The organism is Aminobacterium colombiense DSM 12261 (genome assembly GCF_000025885.1).
In the GTDB taxonomy this organism is placed as follows: Bacteria; Synergistota; Synergistia; order Synergistales; family Aminobacteriaceae; genus Aminobacterium; species Aminobacterium colombiense.
In genome coordinates this window covers 1,428,066-1,445,056 of record NC_014011.1, presented here as the reverse complement: position 1 = coordinate 1,445,056, position 16,991 = coordinate 1,428,066, and the positions used below count along the sequence as shown (strand labels likewise).

Below are 16,991 nucleotides of genomic sequence, written 5' to 3'. Positions count from 1 at the left end.
AGAAATATATCCATCACTGTCCCCTTTATTACGTTGCCTGGTTTATGAAATGTAAAGCAGATCCCTATAGGTAGGATAGGGCCAGACACTGGCTGCAGTTATAGACTCGGCAGCATCGCACATGCCCCTGATGGCTTCGTACAGGGGCAGGCCCTCTTCGGTGAGTACCTGGGCCTGCTTCTCTATGGGCTTGTCCTGAATGGTTTTGCGCAGGTTGTCAAGGTGTTCAATAGAGGTGAGAAGTCCGCTTTTCAATGTGCAGAGACGTTCGGTAAACCCCATCCAGGGCTGAGTATCAATATTGATCTTGCCCTCAATGGCAGAAAGGGACTGGCCTTCTAAAACTATCTGTTTTGTAAGGGCTGGCAGAATTCCTTCCCATACCATAGAGTGCAAAATTCCCATCTCGATCTCCACAGTCTTTATATATTGTTCAAGTCTTATTTCATAATAGGCTGACGTTTCTCTGTCTGTCATAACATGAAGATCAGATAAAAGTTGACGGTGTTCTGGCACAAGATAGAGGGCCAGGGCCTCAGGCGTAGTGTTGGCAATGGAAAGGCCTCTCCTTCGCGCTTCGTCATGCCACTCCTGGCTATAGGCATTTCCTTCAAAACGGATGTTCCTGCTTTCTTGAGCGGCATATCGAATGGCTTCAAGGGCCGCATCCACCACATCTCCCCCACCAAGGCGCGCTTCGATCCTAGAGCACATCTGGTCAAGCCCCCACGCCCAGATGCTTAAGATCATGGTGAGAGGGCCGGCGATGGATTGCGATGCTCCAGGGGCCCTGAACTCAAATTTGTTGCCGGTAAAGGCTATAGGCGCCGTTCTGTTCCTATCCGTATTGTCAGCCCGAATCTCTGGCAAACGATTGAGTCCCAGGTCTATAAGGCTTTTCCCTGGAAAAGACTCAGGAAGACCCTGTTCGATTCGTTCCATAATCGTGGCAAGGGTGTTTCCAAGATATACGCTCATAATAGGCGGCGGAGCCTCGTGTCCGCCAAGACGGTGCATGTTTCCCGGCGAGGCTATGGATGCCCGAAGCAAAGGGCTGTAGCGGGAAAGCCCAAGAAGAAGAGCGGAAAGAAAGGTCAAAAACTGAATGTTCTTCCGATGGTTGGTAGACGGTTTCAAAACGTTCTTCCCATCGCTGTCCTGTATTGAGAAATTAATATGCTTTCCGCTCCCATTCAGACCAGCGAAAGGTTTTTCATGAAGCAGGAGCATAAGATCGTGGCGGCGGGCCATCTTCCGCATGGTTTCCATAACAAGTTGGTTCTGATCGCAGGCGAGGTTCGCTTCAGAGAATTGAGGGGCAAATTCGAATTGGCAGGGAGCCGCTTCGTTATGGCGAGTGGTGATAACGACCCCAAGACGATAGAGATCGCGCTCTACATCTTCCATATAGGCGAGGACCCTGGGGGGGATGGCTCCAAAATAGTGATCTTCCATCTGTTGCCCTTTAGGGGGTTGGCAGCCAATGATCGTGCGGCCGCAGAATTGAAGATCTGGGCGCTTGCGAGCTCTTTCACCATCCACAAGAAAGTATTCCTGTTCAGCCCCTACCGTAACCTTGGCCCACCGTAATCCGCGGTTCCCAAAAAGCTTGAGAAGACGAAGGGCCCTGCTTTCTACCGCATCGAGAGATTTCATCAGAGGAGTCTTGAGGTCAAGGGGGGTGCCATCGTAGGATATAAAGACAGAGGGGATGCACAGTGTTCCCCCTTTACGGCTAGTGACAACAAATGCTGGACTTGTGGGATCCCAGGCGCTGTATCCTCGCGCTTCAAAGGTGGAGCGAATGCCGCCGGAAGGGAAAGACGAGGCATCCGGTTCACTTTGTACTAATTCCTTTCCCTTAAAAGACTCCATGGGCAGCCCATTTTCATCTGCTGAAAGGAAAGCCATGTGTTTTTCAGCGGTGAGATCTGTGCGGGGGTGGAACCAGTGGGTATAGTGAGTGGCTCCTTTTGATAACGCCCATTCTTTCATGGCAGCTGCCACCATATCCGCAATACTGGCATCTAGTTTCTGCCCAACCTCGATAGATGCGATGAGAGTATCGTATATATCCCTTGGGAGGCGCTCTCTCATGGCTCTTCTGTCAAAAACATACATCCCGAAAATATCCCGCGGCTTATCGTATGGCATCATAATCCCTTCTCACTTATAGAGTGGATATTACAAAAAAATGATGCTGATTTATAGCACCAAAAATAAACGGAGTCAATAGTTTTCATATTTAATGTTTAAAAAATAGATTGGTGCGTATAAAAGGTGGATAAAGAGGTTTTTGGAGTATAAGGAGCTATGATTAATCATGTTATTTGAGAAAATTCATGCTTAAAGAAGAGCCTATGATTTCATGCTTGCCCTGAAAACCATGAAGGTATATTTTCTCAGCGAGGGAGAGGGGGTTTTTTGGTGTAAAATCTAATAGACAATATATTAGAAAGAAAGGAGCTTAGACACAATGCTTCTTAAAAAAGAATTTGTATTCGATGCCGCCCATAACCTAATCCATTACAAGGGGAAGTGCGAAAAACTTCATGGCCATACCTATCGCATGGTAGTGATCATTGAAGGCATACCGGACCATGAAGGCATGGTCATTGATTTCTGTGAAGTTTCTTCCCTCGTTAAAGAGCGGGTCATTTCACGTCTTGACCACGCGTATATCAATGATATTATCCCCCAGCCTTCGGCGGAAAATATTGCGGTATGGGTCTGGAAAGAAATAGAGGGTTTTCTGCGACGACCTAACTGCCATTTGGAGGCAGTAGAAATTTGGGAGACAGCGACCAGTGGAGTAGTCGTTAGAAAGGAAGACATCAATGCGTGACGTGCAGAACGAGCGAGACTCAAGAAAAATTCCCATTGACCTTGTGGGGGTGAGAAACCTCTCTTACCCCATTATAGTTCTCGATAGACAGCAGAATGAGCAGCGAACAGTGGCGGAGATCTCCATGGCTGTTTCCTTGCCCCATCACTATCGGGGCACACATATGAGTCGTTTTATTGAAGTTCTTGAGGAATTCCAGGGGAAAGTGACACTTTCACAAATGGAGCATATTACGGAGCATCTTCGGAAGGTCCTTCACGCAGACCGGGCTGAGATCACTTTTCAATTTCCCTATTTTATGCGCCGTTACGCCCCGGTAACCAATCTTCCAAGTTATTCCCGTTATGATGTGACATTCTGGTCTCAGAAATCGGATACCTTTGATCTTGTGACCACAGTTTCAGTTCCTGTACAGACACTGTGTCCCTGCTCAAAAGAAATCTCTGAGGCGGGTGCCCATAATCAGCGGGGCAGAATAGACATATCAGCCCGCATGAAAAATTTTGTCTGGATCGAAGAGCTTGTTGAAATTGCAGAACGCTGCGGTTCTGCTCCTCTTCACACTTTGCTGAAAAGAGAAGATGAAAAATATGTAACAGAGGAGGCCTATAACAACGCTAAATTCGTAGAAGACGTGCTCCGTGACACGGCCTTGGCACTTGAAGCTGAACCCCGCATATCCTGGTACAAAGTGAGAGTGGTCAGCTCTGAAAGCATTCATAATCACGATGCTTTTGCAGAGCTTGAAAGACATGTGGCTCATGGGGGGTCCATATGAATATACTCTTTGGGGACAAGGCCTTTCTGCGATTGAGGGATAGTCTTTTTCCTGCTTTTAAGGAACATTCTCTGGATGTGGCAGGCGACGGAGAACTCGAGCAGAAACTTCCATGGGCGGATGTGCTTGTCATCCGTCCTATGAATATTACAAAAAGTCTTCTCCAACATGGAACAAACCTTAAAATGGTTCAGCAGTGGGGTGCGGGTGTGGAAGGCCTTAACATTCAGGACTGTACGGATTTGGGCATATATGCCTGCAACATACCATCCAGGGGCACTGGTAATGGGGAAGGAGTTGCAGAAATGGCCATTCTCCATATGATGCTTCTAGGAAGGCGATATCATCGATCCCGAGAAAAACTCTTGGAGGGCAAGGTCTTTACACCTCCAGGGACAGTTCTGTGGGGCAAAAAAGCCTGTGTCATCGGTCTTGGCAATCTGGGACACTGTCTGGTAGAGCGTTTGAAGGGCCTTGGGATGACTGTGGCAGGAGTCAACCGCACCTATAGGGACGAGTTCTTCCAATGGGGCGTAGACACCTTCCACCTTTTGACAGAAATAGAAAAGGCAGTGACTGGATGCCGGTTTGTCATTGTTGCCCTGGCATTGACGCCCGAAACGAGGCATACTATTGGCGAGTCTTTTTTTCAGGCTATGGACAGAGATGCCTTTTTTATTAATGTAGCTCGTGGAGATATTGTGGAACGGGAAGCTTTTGACAAGGCTATCCAAAATCAATGGATTGCCGGGGCGGGGCTTGATGTATTTTGGAACGAGCCGCCCGATATTGCCGACCCCATCCTTCACCATCCTCTCATAACAACTACTCCTCACGTTGGCGGGGTAACAGATGCTTCCTTTCAGGGTGCCGTTGACTTTATAGTAGAAAACATCAAAAGGCTGTCAGATGGACGTGAACCATGTTCTTGTCTCAATGTCCAAGATATTAACAGAAGGAAGACGCTGTAATCGATGAATTTTAATTTTGGGGAAAAAAGAAAAGCCGTTGCCTATGGAGTTATGGTTTTATGTTTTATAACGGCAGCCATATGGGTTTATGGGCTTTGGTGGCGTAATTATGAGGTGACCCACCCTCGTATCACTCAGGCTGTTCCTCATTCTTATGAGGAAGAAATGCCTTTTTCAGGAATGCTTTTATGGGAAGAAATCATTGTAACCACCCCAGTTGGGGGAAATGTGGCCTATACTGTTCCTGAAAGTGGTGGGAGAGTGAGTCAGGGAGATGTCATAGCAACTGTGGGTGAAGAATCACGTCAACAGCTTCGCGCGCCCCTGACAGGCTACTTTGTTCCCGGTCTCGATGGCTTTGAGGGGAGATTAAGTTATCAGTCCCTTTGGGCGGGAGAAGACAGGATTCCCCAAACCCCAGAGCTTTCGCTCTTTTCAATGGGACATACAGCAGAGAGGGGTGGCTTTATTGGAAAGCTTATCCCCATGCCTCAGGAGTTAAGAGCGGTAGGGTATGCGGATTTGACTCCAGCCCTTGATAAACAGTTAAAGCGGGGATTGATATCTTTACGTCGCGGTCCTAAAGACCCTCTGTACCAAGCGGAAGTACGGGTTGTGAGAAAAATGGGACATAGGGTGAAATTATATCTTTCCCTTCCCTTTTTTCCTGTTAATATTGTTAAAAAACGTTCTGTATCGTATCTTATTTCTACAGAAGAGCATGTTGGCGTGTCCATTCCCCAATCTGCTGTCATTTCGCGAGAGGGCAAATTAGGCGTCTTTATTGTGGAGGGAAATTACGCCAGATTTAAAGAGGTCAAAGGCATTCCCCTGACAGATCATCTTTTTTTCATTACAAGTGGACTTCAGCCAGGGAATATCGTTATTCTTAAAGCAGATCATGCCAGGGAGGGCAGAGTAGAGCTATGGTAACTATAGACATACGTAAAAATGTAGAACTTATTCGCAACAGTATCGAGGAAGGCGCTGCCAAAAGTGGGCGCCAGGCTCATGAGATAAAACTTATTGCCATAACAAAAAACCACGCGGTGGAAGAAATGGTAACGGCCATTCGGGATGCTGGCATTATGTACATTGGAGAGAACCGGGTTCAGGAGGCCCAGACAAAAATATGTTCGTGGCCTGAGGAGGTTCAGGCTCAATGGCACCTTGTGGGCCATCTTCAGCGGAACAAGGCGCGGAAGGCCCTTGAAATATTTCATACGATACAGTCATTGGAGTCCGAATCCCTTGCAGAGAGACTGGAACGCATATGTGTAGAAATGAACCGCACCGTCCAGGTGCTGCTAGAGGTAAATACGTCTGGAGAAACATCTAAACATGGTGTTGCGCCAAAGGATGTACAAGCACTTCTTGATTTTGTAATAGAAAAGTGTCCCTCTCTACATGTAGCTGGTTTTATGACCGTCGGCCCCCTTACAGATGATGAAAACAGAGTAAGGGAGGCTTTTGCGCTGCTCAGGAACCTGCGAGATGATCTGAGCTCTTCCACGGGAGTGTCCTTGCCGGAGCTTTCCATGGGTATGAGTGGAGATTTTCAGTGGGCCATTGAGGAGGGTAGTACCATGGTTCGGATCGGGACGGCTATTTTTGGTCCCCGATCATATTGACCGCTCTAATTACAGGAGGTGGTTCAATGTTTGAGCGCCTGATGGCTATGCTGGGGCTTGCCGAATACGACTATGATGATGTGGGGAACGAGGCAGCTCTGGAAGTACCGGTTCGTACCGAAGAAGATCTGGAGGAACGGCAGAAAAGGGTATTAAAAACTCCTCCCACCCAGGCACAAATAGTGATTTGCCGGGGTGAACTCTGCCTTGACCGGAGGGAAGAACTTGGAGAAGCTCTTCATAGAGGACTTATGGTCATTGTGGATTTGCGAAACATGGAACGGGATGTTGGGCAAAGCGTACTTGATTTTTTATGTGGAGTTGCATTTGCAATGCGTGGAGATGTGGTGCGAGTGTCGCCTGGAGTTTTTATAGCTTCTCCGCGTAAGGGGATAACAGAGGAATGGAAGGAGGAACATCGTGCCTGATCTTATAACGGCCCTTGATATTGAAAGTAAGACTTTTTCAAGATCTATTCGCGGGTATGACCCCGATCAGGTTGATGAATTTCTCGATCAAATAGCAGAAACTCTTCGTCTGATGGCTCAGCAGATAACAGACCTGGAGCGGGAAGCCTTGCTCTATGAAGGGCAATTAAAAGAGTATAACAATCTGAAAGACACATTGCAGGAAACTCTTCTTATGGCTCAGAAAAGTGCTGAAGCCAAAACGGAAGCGGCGAAACAGGAGGCCGACGCGATTATTTCTGAAGCTCGGGCCAAAAGTGAGCGCATAGTGTTCGAGGCTATGAACGAGCGGGATCTTCATCGGCGGGAAGCTGCTAGTTTTGCAGACCTGAAGCGGGTATTCAAAGGAGATATGGTGGCTCTTTTATCGAAATTCTCTTCCATACTTAACTCCATTGAAGACAAACCGGAGGAGAGTTAAAGGGAGTGACGGAGAAAAAATTGCATCAGCAGTCTGTGCGCTATATTAAAGGGGTAGGGGCGGTAAGAGAAAAGCAATTGAACCGCCTTGGCATTCAGACTGCTGAAGATTTGATTCTATTTTTCCCACGCCGTTACGAAGACAGAAGAGGTTTAACCTCTTTGGCCAAATTGAGGCCGGAAACCACAGTTTCACTTCTTGTCCGCGTCGTAGCGGTAGAAAAGCGTCAAACATCCAGGAAAGGATTTGTCATTATTCAGGGACTTATGACAGACGGTCAGGATTTTCTTCGCGCAGTCTGGTTCAATAGAAAAGGACTGGAACGCTTGCTTACGCCAGGCAAAGAGGTTGCCTTGTATGGTCCAATAGATTGGAAATACGGACATCTTCAGATCACAAATCCTGAATTTGAAATCATAGAAGAAGGGGAAAGCCCTGAATCTATTGGTCAAGTGGTGCCAATCTATCCACTTACTGCTGGATTGCATCAGCGGTGGTTTCGCAAGCTCATTCGTTTTTGTCTTGATAATAGCCCATTTATTTTTGATCCGTTACCTGATTTTTTACGATTGAAACATGCTTTCCCTCCCCTCTATGACTCTATTCTAGAAATGCATTACCCCCAGGGGCGTGAAAGCTGGAAAAAGGCGAGAGATCGCCTGGCCTATCAGGAGCTCTTTGTGCTTCAGACAGGTATGGCTCTCCGACGAGGAGAGCGGTCCCGTCTGGCTGAAAAAGCTCCAATACTGCCAGAGAGCGGAAGACTGAAAGAGCGTTTCCTGAAAGAAATCTTTCCCTACCCTCTCACGGAAGCTCAGAAGAAAGTTTCTCTAGAAATAAGTCAGGATATGGCCCTTAATATCCCCATGCATCGCCTTCTTCAGGGGGATGTGGGGTCTGGCAAAACAGCAGTAGCTGTTCTGGCCCTCCTTCAAGCTGTGGAGGGAGGGTACCAGGGGGCTTTTATGGCTCCTACAGAAATATTGGCTCAACAACACTACTACAGGTTGCATTCTTTTCTGGAGCCCTTGGGGGTTTCGGTGGTGCTGCTCATAGGTTCTTTGAAAAACAGGGCGAGGGAATTGACATTGCAAAAGATCAGCACAGGTGAGGCCCACGTTGTGGTAGGAACTCACGCCCTGTTTTCTGACCCCGTCACCTTTTCAAATCTAGGGTTTGCCGTCATAGATGAACAGCATCGGTTTGGCGTGCTGCAAAAAAACGCCCTTCGCGCCAAGGGGGCCAATGAGGGGCAAGCTCCTCATATATTGGTCATGACAGCTACGCCTATTCCACGGACCCTCACCCTTTCAGTCTATGGGGATCTTTCTGTTTCAGTCATTGATGAAATGCCGCCAGGCAGAACACCCATACAGACGAGATGGCTTAAGAAAAAAGAAGAGGGACGGTTGTGGGCCTTTATACGGGAGAGGTGCTCCGCCAGGGAAAGGATATACTGGGTTTGCCCTCTCATAGATGAAAGTGAAACCCTTTCAGTGGCTTCGGTAACTGAGAGGTACGAATATCTCAAGAAACTTTTCCCGGATCTGAACGTAGGTCTTTTGCATGGTCAGCTTCCATCGAGTGAAAAAGAAACCATAATGAGGAGTTTTGCGAGGGGGCATCTTGACTTAATCGTTTCTACCACGGTTATTGAAGTAGGAGTTGATGTCCCCCAGGCCACTGTGATGGTCATAGAAGATGCTGATCGTTTTGGTCTCTCCCAACTTCATCAGCTTCGCGGGAGGGTGGGAAGGGGCGGGAACCAGAGCTACTGCGTTCTATTGAGCAATCCAACCACCAGGGAAGGTGTAGAAAGACTCAAGGTTATGTGTGCCACCACCGACGGTTTTAAAATAGCGGAAGCTGATTTGAGGCTTAGGGGACCGGGTGAGGTGTGTGGCGTCAGGCAGCATGGAATTACAGATTTCAGAGTGGCAGATCTCTTAAAGGATCGTTCTCTGCTCGACATGGCTAGAAAAGATGCTTTCAGTCTTGTGGAATGTGACCCTCGCCTTTCTGAAGAACAGGGACTTCTAGATTATGTTTTGAGAACGGTGGGAAAAAACCTTGAATTGGCGGGAATAGCATGAGTGACCGGAATCTTGAAAACTATCTTCAGCGATTGTTAACCCGTGGAGCCTATACATGTTGGCAAATACACGATAAACTCGTAAAAAAGGGTGCAGCTGAAGAAGAAGCGAATAAATTAGTTGAGCAGTACAAAGAATTAGGCTTTCTTGATGATGAAGCTTATAGTATTCTTTTTGTGGCATCCCATAGAGGCTGGGGTGACCGGAAGTTGCGGGATGAGTTGCGCAGGCGAAAGGTGGCTCGCTGCGTGATTGAGAAAGTGCTTGAGGAGGCAGAGTCTGACGAAGTTCAGCGAGCCTGCATCTTAGCAGGAGAATGGAAAGACCATGATATTGACCCTCGTAGAATATGGGGGCGGTTGGTTCGTCGGGGTTTTTCTCCCAGTTCTTGCAGAATTGCTTTAGAAAGGACTTGTGAGCCCTTCTTTTGACCTGTAAAATAGAACCCTCAGCACTACGTGTGCAGTCTCCATTAAATATGACAGCACCTTGATAATAAAATGAGGAGTGATTGGCCAATTATGCAAATTATGACTGCTATTATAGGAATAGCTGCAGGCCTTGCTGCTGGAGTTGCAGCAGGGTTTATGCTTTCAAAAACTATCGGAGCAAAACATCTTGAAAACGCCAAACTAAGGGCAGAAACAATTCTTAAAGAGGCGGTTCAAGAAGGGGAACAGCGTAAACGGGAGAAATTGACAGAGGCCAGGGAAGAATCTTATAAACTTCGCCAGGAACTGGAAAGGGAGAACAAAGAGCGCCGATCGGAGCTGCAGAGAGCAGAACGGCGACTCGAACAAAAAGAAGAGAACCTCGATAAGAAAATTGACCGTATGAGCCATAAGGAAGAAGAGCTTCGCCTCCAAAAGGAGGAAGTGGAGAAGCAGTCGGCAGAAATAGAGCTTATTCGTCTTGAGCAAGTCAAACGCCTTGAAGAAATCGCTGAAATGTCCGGAGAAGACGCTCGTCAGGTTCTATTAAAAGAGACAGAAGAGAATGTCCAGCATGACTTGGGGATGTTGATTAAAGATCTGGAAGAAAAGACACGGCGTGATGCGGATAAGAAAGCTAAAGAAGTGCTCGTAACAGCAATACAGAGGTGTGCGGTTGAGCAGACATCAGAAGTAGCGGTAAGCGTAGTTCCTTTGCCTTCAGATGAAATGAAGGGTCGTATTATCGGACGGGAAGGTCGAAACATCCGTTCTTTTGAAACTCTGACAGGAGTGGACCTCATAGTGGACGATACGCCTGAAGCTGTTACGTTAAGCAGTTTCGATCCAGTGCGAAGAGAAGTAGCCCGTCTTTCACTTGAAAGGCTTGTGGCTGATGGGCGCATTCATCCAGCCCGAATAGAAGAACTTGTTGAAAAAGCGACCAGCGACGTCGAAGAGCAGATTCTTGAAGCAGGAGAAACGGCCCTTCTAGAAACTGGCATTAAAAACATGCACGATGAGTTGGTATGTCTTATTGGCCAGCTTCGATTCCGTTATAGTTATGGGCAAAATGCCCTTCAGCACAGCCTTGAGGTTTCTCACTTATCGGGAATTATAGCAGGAGAACTGGGGCTGGACGAAGAGATGGCCCGACGTGCCGGGTTGCTCCATGACATAGGAAAAGCTGTGGACCATCAGATTGAAGGCCCTCATGCTCTCATTGGATCTGATCTGGCAAAGCGCTACGGAGAAACACCAGAAATCATCAATGCCATAGCTGCCCATCACGAGGATGTGGAGCAGACTTCTGTATATGATGTTATAGTTGCTGCAGCTGATGCGGTGAGCGCATCTCGCCCAGGGGCCAGACGAGAGAGTCTTGATGCGTATATACGCAGACTTGAAAAACTTGAGGAAGTGGCAAAGTCATTTAAAGGGGTAAGCAAGGCCTTTGCCATTCAGGCTGGACGAGAGGTGCGAGTCATTGTTTCACCGAATGTAACGGATGAAGGGGTGGTTTACAAGACGGCCTATGACATTGCTCGAAAGATAGAAGAGGAAATGAAGTATCCCGGTCAGATTAAAGTTACAGTGACCAGGGAGGTTCGGGCAACAGAGTACGCGAAATAGGCCCTTTATGCTATGAGGATACTTTTCGTTGGTGATATTGTAGGGCGGCCGGGACGAAAGATCTTTTCGGCCCTGTTGCCTCTCCTAAGAAAAGAGTTTTCCAAAATTGATTTCGTGATCGTAAACGGAGAAAATGCAGCTGCTGGCAAAGGACTGACCGATAAGATCATGAATGAACTATTTGCTGCCGGGGTGGATGGCATTACCTCTGGCAACCACATATGGGATCGGTCCGATTTCTTTACGGTTCTTGATGGAGAGCCAAGAGTAATAAGACCGGCGAACTATCCTCCGGGATGTCCGGGGTTGGGATGGACCGTTCTTTCTAAGAATGGAATGAAGTTAGGACTCATAAACTTGCAGGGACGGGTCTTTATGCCTGATATAGATTGTCCCTTTCGCAAGGCTGACGAAGTTCTAGAAACGTTTGCAGACGTGCCGGTGCTTGTAGATTTTCATGCAGAGGCCACTTCTGAAAAGCGAGTGTTGGGATTTTATCTGGACGGCAGAGTTTCGGCTTTTCTGGGAACTCACACCCATGTTCAGACAGCTGATGAAGAGATTCTTCCAGGGGGAACGGCCTATATTTCTGACGTGGGGATGACGGGATCCTTTCAAAGCGCCATAGGTATGACACTTGAAAGTGTTCTACCCCGGTTCCTTACGAGTCTTCCATCCCGTTTTCAGGTGGCAAGTGATGACCTCCGTCTCAATGCTGTGATAGTCGATGTGGATAATGAAACAAAAAAGGCTGTGTCAATACAGCGAATAGCCAGGTCCCTTTGTGAAACAGAGGCCTGATGGAAGTAAAATATAAAAAGGGGAACTCTCCAGACTAGGAGAGTTCCCCTTTTTATATTTGTTGCTTTCTTTAGCAAATGCGCGGCAGCATTTCACCAACAGGCATATCCACAACCCTCATTCCGCCTATTTCCGTTTGAAGGGCCACCATCCCTGCGTGATCTTCTGTCACAGTTCCAATAACAGCGGCTTCCTCGCAGAGAGAGCTTTCTCGCAAAAGCCCCAAGGCCCTGTCAGCGTCATCAGGAGCTACCGCAATGGCAGCGCATCCTTCGCAGGCAAGGTAGAGAGGGTCGAAGCCTAGAATATCACAAATTGATTGTACGGCTATCCTTATAGGAATCTGTTTTTCCACCAGGGTGATTCCTATATTGCGCCCTTCTGCCCACTCGCACATAACAGTTCCTAATCCGCCTCGGGTACAATCCCGCATGCACCGCAACCCTTTCAGGGCTAATAAGGGCTTTAAAGCTGGCCAGAGAGGGGCGCAGTCGCTTTTCAGGTTTTCTGGATTGAGATTGAACCGACTGGCGCCTATGGCCGCTCCATGTCGTCCTATGGATGTGCTTGCAATAATCTTATCTCCCGGCTGCAAGCGGTCCATTCCCAAGGATTCTTCCGTAATCTGTTCCCCCACAGCGCAGGTGGTAATGAAAAGACCTTCCACATGCCCTTTAGGAACAACTTTTGTATCACCGGCAACCAGCTGAATGTTAAGATCTTCGCAAATGCGAGCGGCGCTCTTCATATACCGCGAGAGCTCAGCCATGTGAAGTCCTTCCTCTGCGACTACGCTCATGGCTATAAAACGAGGAAGCACCCCTCGTACCGCCAAATCATTGGCACTTCCGCAAATCGCTAGTTCCCCAATATCACCGCCAGGGAAATCCCTGGGAGAAACTGTAAAGCTGTCAATTGTGACGCCAATTTTCCCCCAGATGAGAGCACAATCCTCCAGGTTTGATGTAAGATTCTGCTCAGGGAAAACTGAAAGAATGGTCTGTATTAGATTTTGTGTTAGTCGTCCGCCGCTTCCGTGGCCGAGGGTGACCTTTTCCAGGGGGATGCACCTCCTCTATTATATTTATAATAGGCCGAACATGATCCTTCACTTGAAACCATACATGGGCCCACAGGTGTCATGGGGGTACATGCAGCAGCAAAAAGAGGACATTTCAAGGGGGTTATGTGTCCAGCCAACACATCCCCACAACAACAGCCTGCAGGCGGTTTAGGAGTGGGAATGGTTATTCCAAAGCGAAGAAGGGCATCAAAGGCTGCAAACTCTTCTTTCAGGGCGTATCCGGAAGATGGAATGAGCCCTAATCCCCGCCATCGAGCGGAACAAGGAGTGAAAACTTTTGAAATTAAATCCAGGGCTTTCTGGTTTCCTTCTGGTCTCACTGCTCTGGGGTAGAGAGAATGGAGGGCCGACTCTCCATTTGAATGCTGAAAGACCAGATCCGCTATGGCTAAAAGAATATCCATTGGTTCAAAACCTGCAATGGCACAGGGGACGCCATAGTGATCGGCTAGAAAGCGATAGGCTTTGTGACCTAAAATAACACTTACATGGCCAGGCAGTATAAAACCGTTAATCTTTAGATCAGGGTCTTTGACCAGTTGCTCAAGTACTGGCGGCGTCTGTTTATGATAGACAAGGATTGAAAAGTTTGTGATATTCTTTTCTGCAGCTTCTAGTATGGTTGCGGCAGTGGCAGGAGCTGTCGTTTCAAAACCGACGGCCAGAAAGACGATCTCGCGCTCTGGATTGTCCTCGGCAATTGATAAAGCCTGGGCAGCACTTGTTATAAGCCTGACATCTTTTCCCTCGCTTTTCCGTTCCGAAAGAGAGCCTCGTGTTCCCGGTACGCGAAGCATGTCCCCATATGTTGCCATAGTAATATCAGGCATGTCGAGAAGGTTTATGGCACAATCTATTTCCCCCTGATCTGTTACGCAAACAGGGCATCCCGGTCCAGAGATCAGAGAAAGGTCTGGAGGAAGAACAGAGCGAATGCCAGAGCGAAAAATAGAAACGGTATGAGTGCCGCAAACCTCCATAAAAGTCAGTGGTTTTGTGAGACGCTGGCCGATGGCTTCTATTACATGGTGCGCCGTATAAGAAGCTTTGATCTGGCCGGGCTCCCTATCAAAGGGTGACATGGCTTTTTTCTGAGTAGAGATGTATTTCATTCCAGAGGGCCTGTAATTCTATAGAGTCATTTTCTTCAAGTTTTTCGATGGCAAATCCGGCATGAACAAGCACTGTATCGCCAATATCAGCAGAGTCTATCAAGTCAACGCGAACTTCTACCTGTACAGAACCGGCAGTAGCTAAAACGGTATTATGGTCTAAAATTCTTTCAATAGTGTGGGGAACTGCGAGACACATCTTGCCAATCACTCCTTTCAGTGTATAATTCTACTCCATATTGCCCCTAACGCAATGCACAGAAAAAACAATCGGATATTTCAATCCTATATTTTTCAATGAAGGACTACAATTTTTAACCTCTTGATGTATAATTAAAACACCTTTTATATTTCTTGAATAATGTCAATTTTTGCTATTTTGCATACTTGGCAGTGTTTCTGAAAATTCATGCGGGAGGTGAGGGAGCAAAAAATATCATATTTATTTATAGACGAGTGTCGATGGTTATGAGAGATCACCGGCGCGAGCTGGTGAAAGAGGACCAAATGAAAAAGGGGGGTTATGCGGAACATGAGCAATAATGGAGAAAGAGAACAGTGGGGAAGTAGAATAGGATTTATTCTTGCAGCGGCCGGCTCAGCCGTAGGACTTGGTAACATTTGGAGGTTTCCTTATATTACCGGTCAATATGGTGGTGCGGCCTTTGTTTTTCTTTATGTAGCACTTGTTTTCGTTATCGGTTTCTCAGTTATGCTTGCGGAAATAGCCATAGGTCGTCGTGCCCAGCTCAATGCCGTGGGCTCCTTTAAAAAACTTAAGGGGGGCGCGTGGCCTCTCGTGGGTTGGATGGGTGTTGCAGCCGGGTTTATAATTCTGTCTTATTATGCTGTCATCGGCGGCTGGACCATTAAGTACTTTATTATCACGTGGACGGGGCTTATGGAGGCCGGCGCAGCAGGGAAGGCTGGAGATGTATTTGGTGGTTTTGTTACGAATACGCCCCAGGTCATTCTATACCAGGCCATTTTCATGCTGGCTACCATATGGGTTGTTTATCGCGGCATTGGTGAGGGTATTGAAAAGTACTGCAAAATCTTAATGCCGGCCCTGTTTGGCATTCTTTTGATTCTTATCGTCCGCTCAGTGACTCTTGAAGGGGCCGGGAAGGGATTGGAATTCTATCTTAAACCTGATTTTTCAAAAATTACCGGTGATACGTTCCTGGCAGCTTTGGGGCAGGCGTTCTTCTCACTATCCCTGGGAATGGGATGTATGATCACCTACGGCAGTTATCTGACAAAAGATACTACGATCCCAAGTGCAGTGGGGCAGATTTGCTTCCTTGACACCATGGTGGCCTTACTCGCCGGTCTCGTTATATTTCCGGCTGTTTTTGCCTTTGGCGTGGAAGCGGGAGCGGGTCCCGGCCTGACGTTTGTTACATTGCCGTCTGTCTTTTCGCAAATGCCTGGCGGTCCGATCTGGTCATCACTTTTCTTTATACTCCTGTTCATTGCAGCCTTGACATCTGCCATTTCACTGCTTGAAGTTGTTTCCGCCTACTTTATTGACGAAATGGGATGGGGGCGTCCTAAAGCTGCATGGCTAATGGGACTGGCAATTTTCATACTGGGCATCCCTTCCTCTATATCACTTGCGGGCAACTTGAAGATTGCAGGCAAAGACTTTCTTGACGCCGCGGACTTCTTGGCTTCTAACGTTCTGTTGCCTTTAGGGGGTATGCTGATTGCTCTCTTTGTAGGCTGGGTGTGGACAGAATCAGCCCGAAAAGAGGTTTCCAATGACGGCACATATGAGTTCGGGCTGATGGATGCATGGATTTGGGTTTGCAGAACAATTGCTCCTTTGGCCATTGCTGTTATTTTCTGGAAGGGCTTGAAGTGGTAAAAACCGTTCATATTTAGAGAAAAGATGTGAAGATAACCTGTTGCGGGGAGGGTTAACCCTCCCCGCATTTTGCATAATATAACAAATAGGAAGAAAGTTTTGTGTTTCACAAGCTATTGACTATCATGCCATATAGTGTAGAATCATTACGGATTACCGGAGGAAGGCCGCAAGAGAGTCCTTTTTTACATTAAGTAGAGGGGCGCCGAAGGGGCAATGTTTTCAGGTTTGGGAGCCTGAAAACGGAAACTCTCAGGCAGAAGGATTGTGGCTGGACGGGTCTCTGGAATAGTTAGCCGCCCTTCTTGTAGACGTTGTTCGCTTTGGGGCTATGCGACAGAGATTGTCTAACCTATAGTAGTAATATAGGAGGCAGAACGATGGGTCGCATGCTCCTCGTTACAAATAATAGAACTCTTTGCAAAAGAGTAAAAAATGTCGAATTAGTAGAGGGAACGTCTTTCGACGTTCTTGTTTGTGTCCGCAATTACATCCACAAGGGTTGGTCTCTTTTAACACACCCTCTTTATGGGAATTTGCGTCCCTACCAGCATCCATTTCGCTCCATCCTATTACAGGTTCCGTCTGGGGCATTGCCCAGAAACGTCGATACTTATTCTCTTGAACTTATTGAAAATGCCATTTCCATATATGATTCCTGTAAAGAGAGGATACTTCTAGTTTCGTCTCTCACAGATGAAATGATAGATGATTATTCATTTCTTGATAAGGAACTCATAAAAGAAAGCCTGGAAAAATATTCAATGTTTCTCTCTGCTCATGAATAGGCAGGGATAAATAGGGGTTAGTGTTATCGTAATAGTGAGATTTTTAACAATAGCGGAAAGGAGGTGA

General features: G+C 47.2%; 17 protein-coding genes and 1 riboswitch. Of the genes, 13 read left to right on the top strand and 4 right to left on the bottom strand.

What is annotated here, in order from left to right:
• Positions 1-42: 42 nt before the first annotated feature.
• On the bottom strand, positions 43-2,154 hold the full coding sequence (locus AMICO_RS07215; RefSeq protein ID WP_013048795.1) for a glutamine synthetase III family protein: 2,112 nt from the start codon (positions 2,152-2,154) through the stop codon (positions 43-45).
• A 322-nt stretch (positions 2,155-2,476) separates the two neighbouring features.
• Between AMICO_RS07215 and queD the strand changes: the two genes are divergently transcribed.
• The 11 genes from queD (at position 2,477) to AMICO_RS07160 (ending at position 12,070) form a co-directional block, all read left to right on the top strand.
• Entirely contained in the window at positions 2,477-2,845 is a 369-nt protein-coding gene (gene queD / locus AMICO_RS07210) for a 6-carboxytetrahydropterin synthase QueD (RefSeq protein ID WP_013048794.1), read from the top strand.
• Positions 2,838-3,623 carry a GTP cyclohydrolase FolE2 gene (gene folE2 / locus AMICO_RS07205; protein WP_013048793.1) on the top strand — a complete coding sequence of 262 codons (786 nt, stop codon included), beginning with the start codon at positions 2,838-2,840 and terminating at the stop codon, positions 3,621-3,623. The genes queD and folE2 overlap by 8 nt, the downstream gene beginning before the upstream one ends.
• Entirely contained in the window at positions 3,620-4,594 is a 975-nt protein-coding gene (locus AMICO_RS07200) for a 2-hydroxyacid dehydrogenase (RefSeq protein WP_013048792.1), read from the top strand. Before folE2 ends, AMICO_RS07200 begins: the two co-directional genes overlap by 4 nt.
• Positions 4,595-4,597: 3 nt before the next feature.
• Complete coding sequence (locus tag AMICO_RS07195) at positions 4,598-5,527, top strand: HlyD family efflux transporter periplasmic adaptor subunit (RefSeq protein ID WP_013048791.1); 930 nt, start codon at positions 4,598-4,600, stop codon at positions 5,525-5,527.
• Positions 5,521-6,225 (top strand): YggS family pyridoxal phosphate-dependent enzyme, encoded by a 705-nt coding sequence (locus tag AMICO_RS07190; RefSeq protein ID WP_013048790.1) that lies wholly within the window; start codon positions 5,521-5,523, stop codon positions 6,223-6,225. The genes AMICO_RS07195 and AMICO_RS07190 overlap by 7 nt, the downstream gene beginning before the upstream one ends.
• Positions 6,226-6,251: 26 nt before the next feature.
• A complete protein-coding gene (gene sepF / locus AMICO_RS07185; protein WP_013048789.1) occupies positions 6,252-6,653 on the top strand; it encodes a cell division protein SepF in 402 nt (133 codons plus the stop codon).
• Positions 6,646-7,113, top strand: a complete 468-nt coding sequence (locus tag AMICO_RS07180; RefSeq protein WP_013048788.1) for a DivIVA domain-containing protein — start codon at positions 6,646-6,648, stop codon at positions 7,111-7,113. Before sepF ends, AMICO_RS07180 begins: the two co-directional genes overlap by 8 nt.
• A gap of 5 nt (positions 7,114-7,118) precedes the next feature.
• On the top strand, positions 7,119-9,206 hold the full coding sequence (gene recG, locus AMICO_RS07175) for an ATP-dependent DNA helicase RecG (protein WP_013048787.1): 2,088 nt from the start codon (positions 7,119-7,121) through the stop codon (positions 9,204-9,206).
• On the top strand, positions 9,203-9,637 hold the full coding sequence (locus AMICO_RS07170) for a regulatory protein RecX (RefSeq protein ID WP_013048786.1): 435 nt from the start codon (positions 9,203-9,205) through the stop codon (positions 9,635-9,637). The genes recG and AMICO_RS07170 overlap by 4 nt, the downstream gene beginning before the upstream one ends.
• Before the next feature lie 90 nt (positions 9,638-9,727).
• On the top strand, positions 9,728-11,269 hold the full coding sequence (gene rny / locus AMICO_RS07165; protein ID WP_013048785.1) for a ribonuclease Y: 1,542 nt from the start codon (positions 9,728-9,730) through the stop codon (positions 11,267-11,269).
• Between the two features lie 12 nt (positions 11,270-11,281).
• A complete protein-coding gene (locus AMICO_RS07160; protein WP_013048784.1) occupies positions 11,282-12,070 on the top strand; it encodes a TIGR00282 family metallophosphoesterase in 789 nt (262 codons plus the stop codon).
• Between the two features lie 70 nt (positions 12,071-12,140).
• Here AMICO_RS07160 and hypE read toward each other — a convergent pair whose 3' ends face one another.
• Genes hypE through AMICO_RS07145 form a run of 3 tightly spaced genes read right to left on the bottom strand, consistent with a single transcriptional unit; the run spans position 12,141 to position 14,465 of the window.
• Complete coding sequence (gene hypE / locus AMICO_RS07155; protein WP_244392475.1) at positions 12,141-13,067, bottom strand: hydrogenase expression/formation protein HypE; 927 nt, start codon at positions 13,065-13,067, stop codon at positions 12,141-12,143.
• Positions 13,068-13,087: 20 nt separating this feature from the next.
• On the bottom strand, positions 13,088-14,266 hold the full coding sequence (gene hypD / locus AMICO_RS07150; RefSeq protein WP_244392394.1) for a hydrogenase formation protein HypD: 1,179 nt from the start codon (positions 14,264-14,266) through the stop codon (positions 13,088-13,090).
• Positions 14,223-14,465: a HypC/HybG/HupF family hydrogenase formation chaperone gene (locus tag AMICO_RS07145; protein WP_013048781.1), complete on the bottom strand. Its 243-nt coding sequence runs from the start codon at positions 14,463-14,465 to the stop codon at positions 14,223-14,225. The genes hypD and AMICO_RS07145 overlap by 44 nt, the downstream gene beginning before the upstream one ends.
• Before the next feature lie 333 nt (positions 14,466-14,798).
• Between AMICO_RS07145 and AMICO_RS07140 the strand changes: the two genes are divergently transcribed.
• Positions 14,799-16,136, top strand: a complete 1,338-nt coding sequence (locus AMICO_RS07140; protein ID WP_013048780.1) for a sodium-dependent transporter — start codon at positions 14,799-14,801, stop codon at positions 16,134-16,136.
• A gap of 160 nt (positions 16,137-16,296) precedes the next feature.
• Positions 16,297-16,414: riboswitch (glycine riboswitch) on the top strand.
• 102 nt (positions 16,415-16,516) lie between these two features.
• Entirely contained in the window at positions 16,517-16,924 is a 408-nt protein-coding gene (locus AMICO_RS07135; RefSeq protein WP_013048779.1) for a GrdX family protein, read from the top strand.
• Positions 16,925-16,991 lie beyond the last annotated feature (67 nt).

What these genes read in the sequence shown, in the direction of transcription:
- rny (WP_013048785.1), top strand. Translation starts at nt 9,728, where the DNA reads ATGCAAATTATGACTGCTATTATAGGAATAGCTGCAGGCCTTGCTGCT.
- AMICO_RS07215 (WP_013048795.1), bottom strand. Translation starts at nt 2,154, where the DNA reads ATGCCATACGATAAGCCGCGGGATATTTTCGGGATGTATGTTTTTGAC.
- folE2 (WP_013048793.1), top strand. Translation starts at nt 2,838, where the DNA reads ATGCGTGACGTGCAGAACGAGCGAGACTCAAGAAAAATTCCCATTGAC.
- AMICO_RS07200 (WP_013048792.1), top strand. Translation starts at nt 3,620, where the DNA reads ATGAATATACTCTTTGGGGACAAGGCCTTTCTGCGATTGAGGGATAGT.
- AMICO_RS07190 (WP_013048790.1), top strand. Translation starts at nt 5,521, where the DNA reads ATGGTAACTATAGACATACGTAAAAATGTAGAACTTATTCGCAACAGT.
- AMICO_RS07195 (WP_013048791.1), top strand. Translation starts at nt 4,598, where the DNA reads ATGAATTTTAATTTTGGGGAAAAAAGAAAAGCCGTTGCCTATGGAGTT.
- AMICO_RS07170 (WP_013048786.1), top strand. Translation starts at nt 9,203, where the DNA reads ATGAGTGACCGGAATCTTGAAAACTATCTTCAGCGATTGTTAACCCGT.
- AMICO_RS07145 (WP_013048781.1), bottom strand. Translation starts at nt 14,465, where the DNA reads ATGTGTCTCGCAGTTCCCCACACTATTGAAAGAATTTTAGACCATAAT.
- AMICO_RS07135 (WP_013048779.1), top strand. Translation starts at nt 16,517, where the DNA reads ATGGGTCGCATGCTCCTCGTTACAAATAATAGAACTCTTTGCAAAAGA.
- sepF (WP_013048789.1), top strand. Translation starts at nt 6,252, where the DNA reads ATGTTTGAGCGCCTGATGGCTATGCTGGGGCTTGCCGAATACGACTAT.
- hypD (WP_244392394.1), bottom strand. Translation starts at nt 14,266, where the DNA reads ATGAAATACATCTCTACTCAGAAAAAAGCCATGTCACCCTTTGATAGG.
- queD (WP_013048794.1), top strand. Translation starts at nt 2,477, where the DNA reads ATGCTTCTTAAAAAAGAATTTGTATTCGATGCCGCCCATAACCTAATC.
- AMICO_RS07160 (WP_013048784.1), top strand. Translation starts at nt 11,282, where the DNA reads ATGAGGATACTTTTCGTTGGTGATATTGTAGGGCGGCCGGGACGAAAG.
- AMICO_RS07140 (WP_013048780.1), top strand. Translation starts at nt 14,799, where the DNA reads ATGAGCAATAATGGAGAAAGAGAACAGTGGGGAAGTAGAATAGGATTT.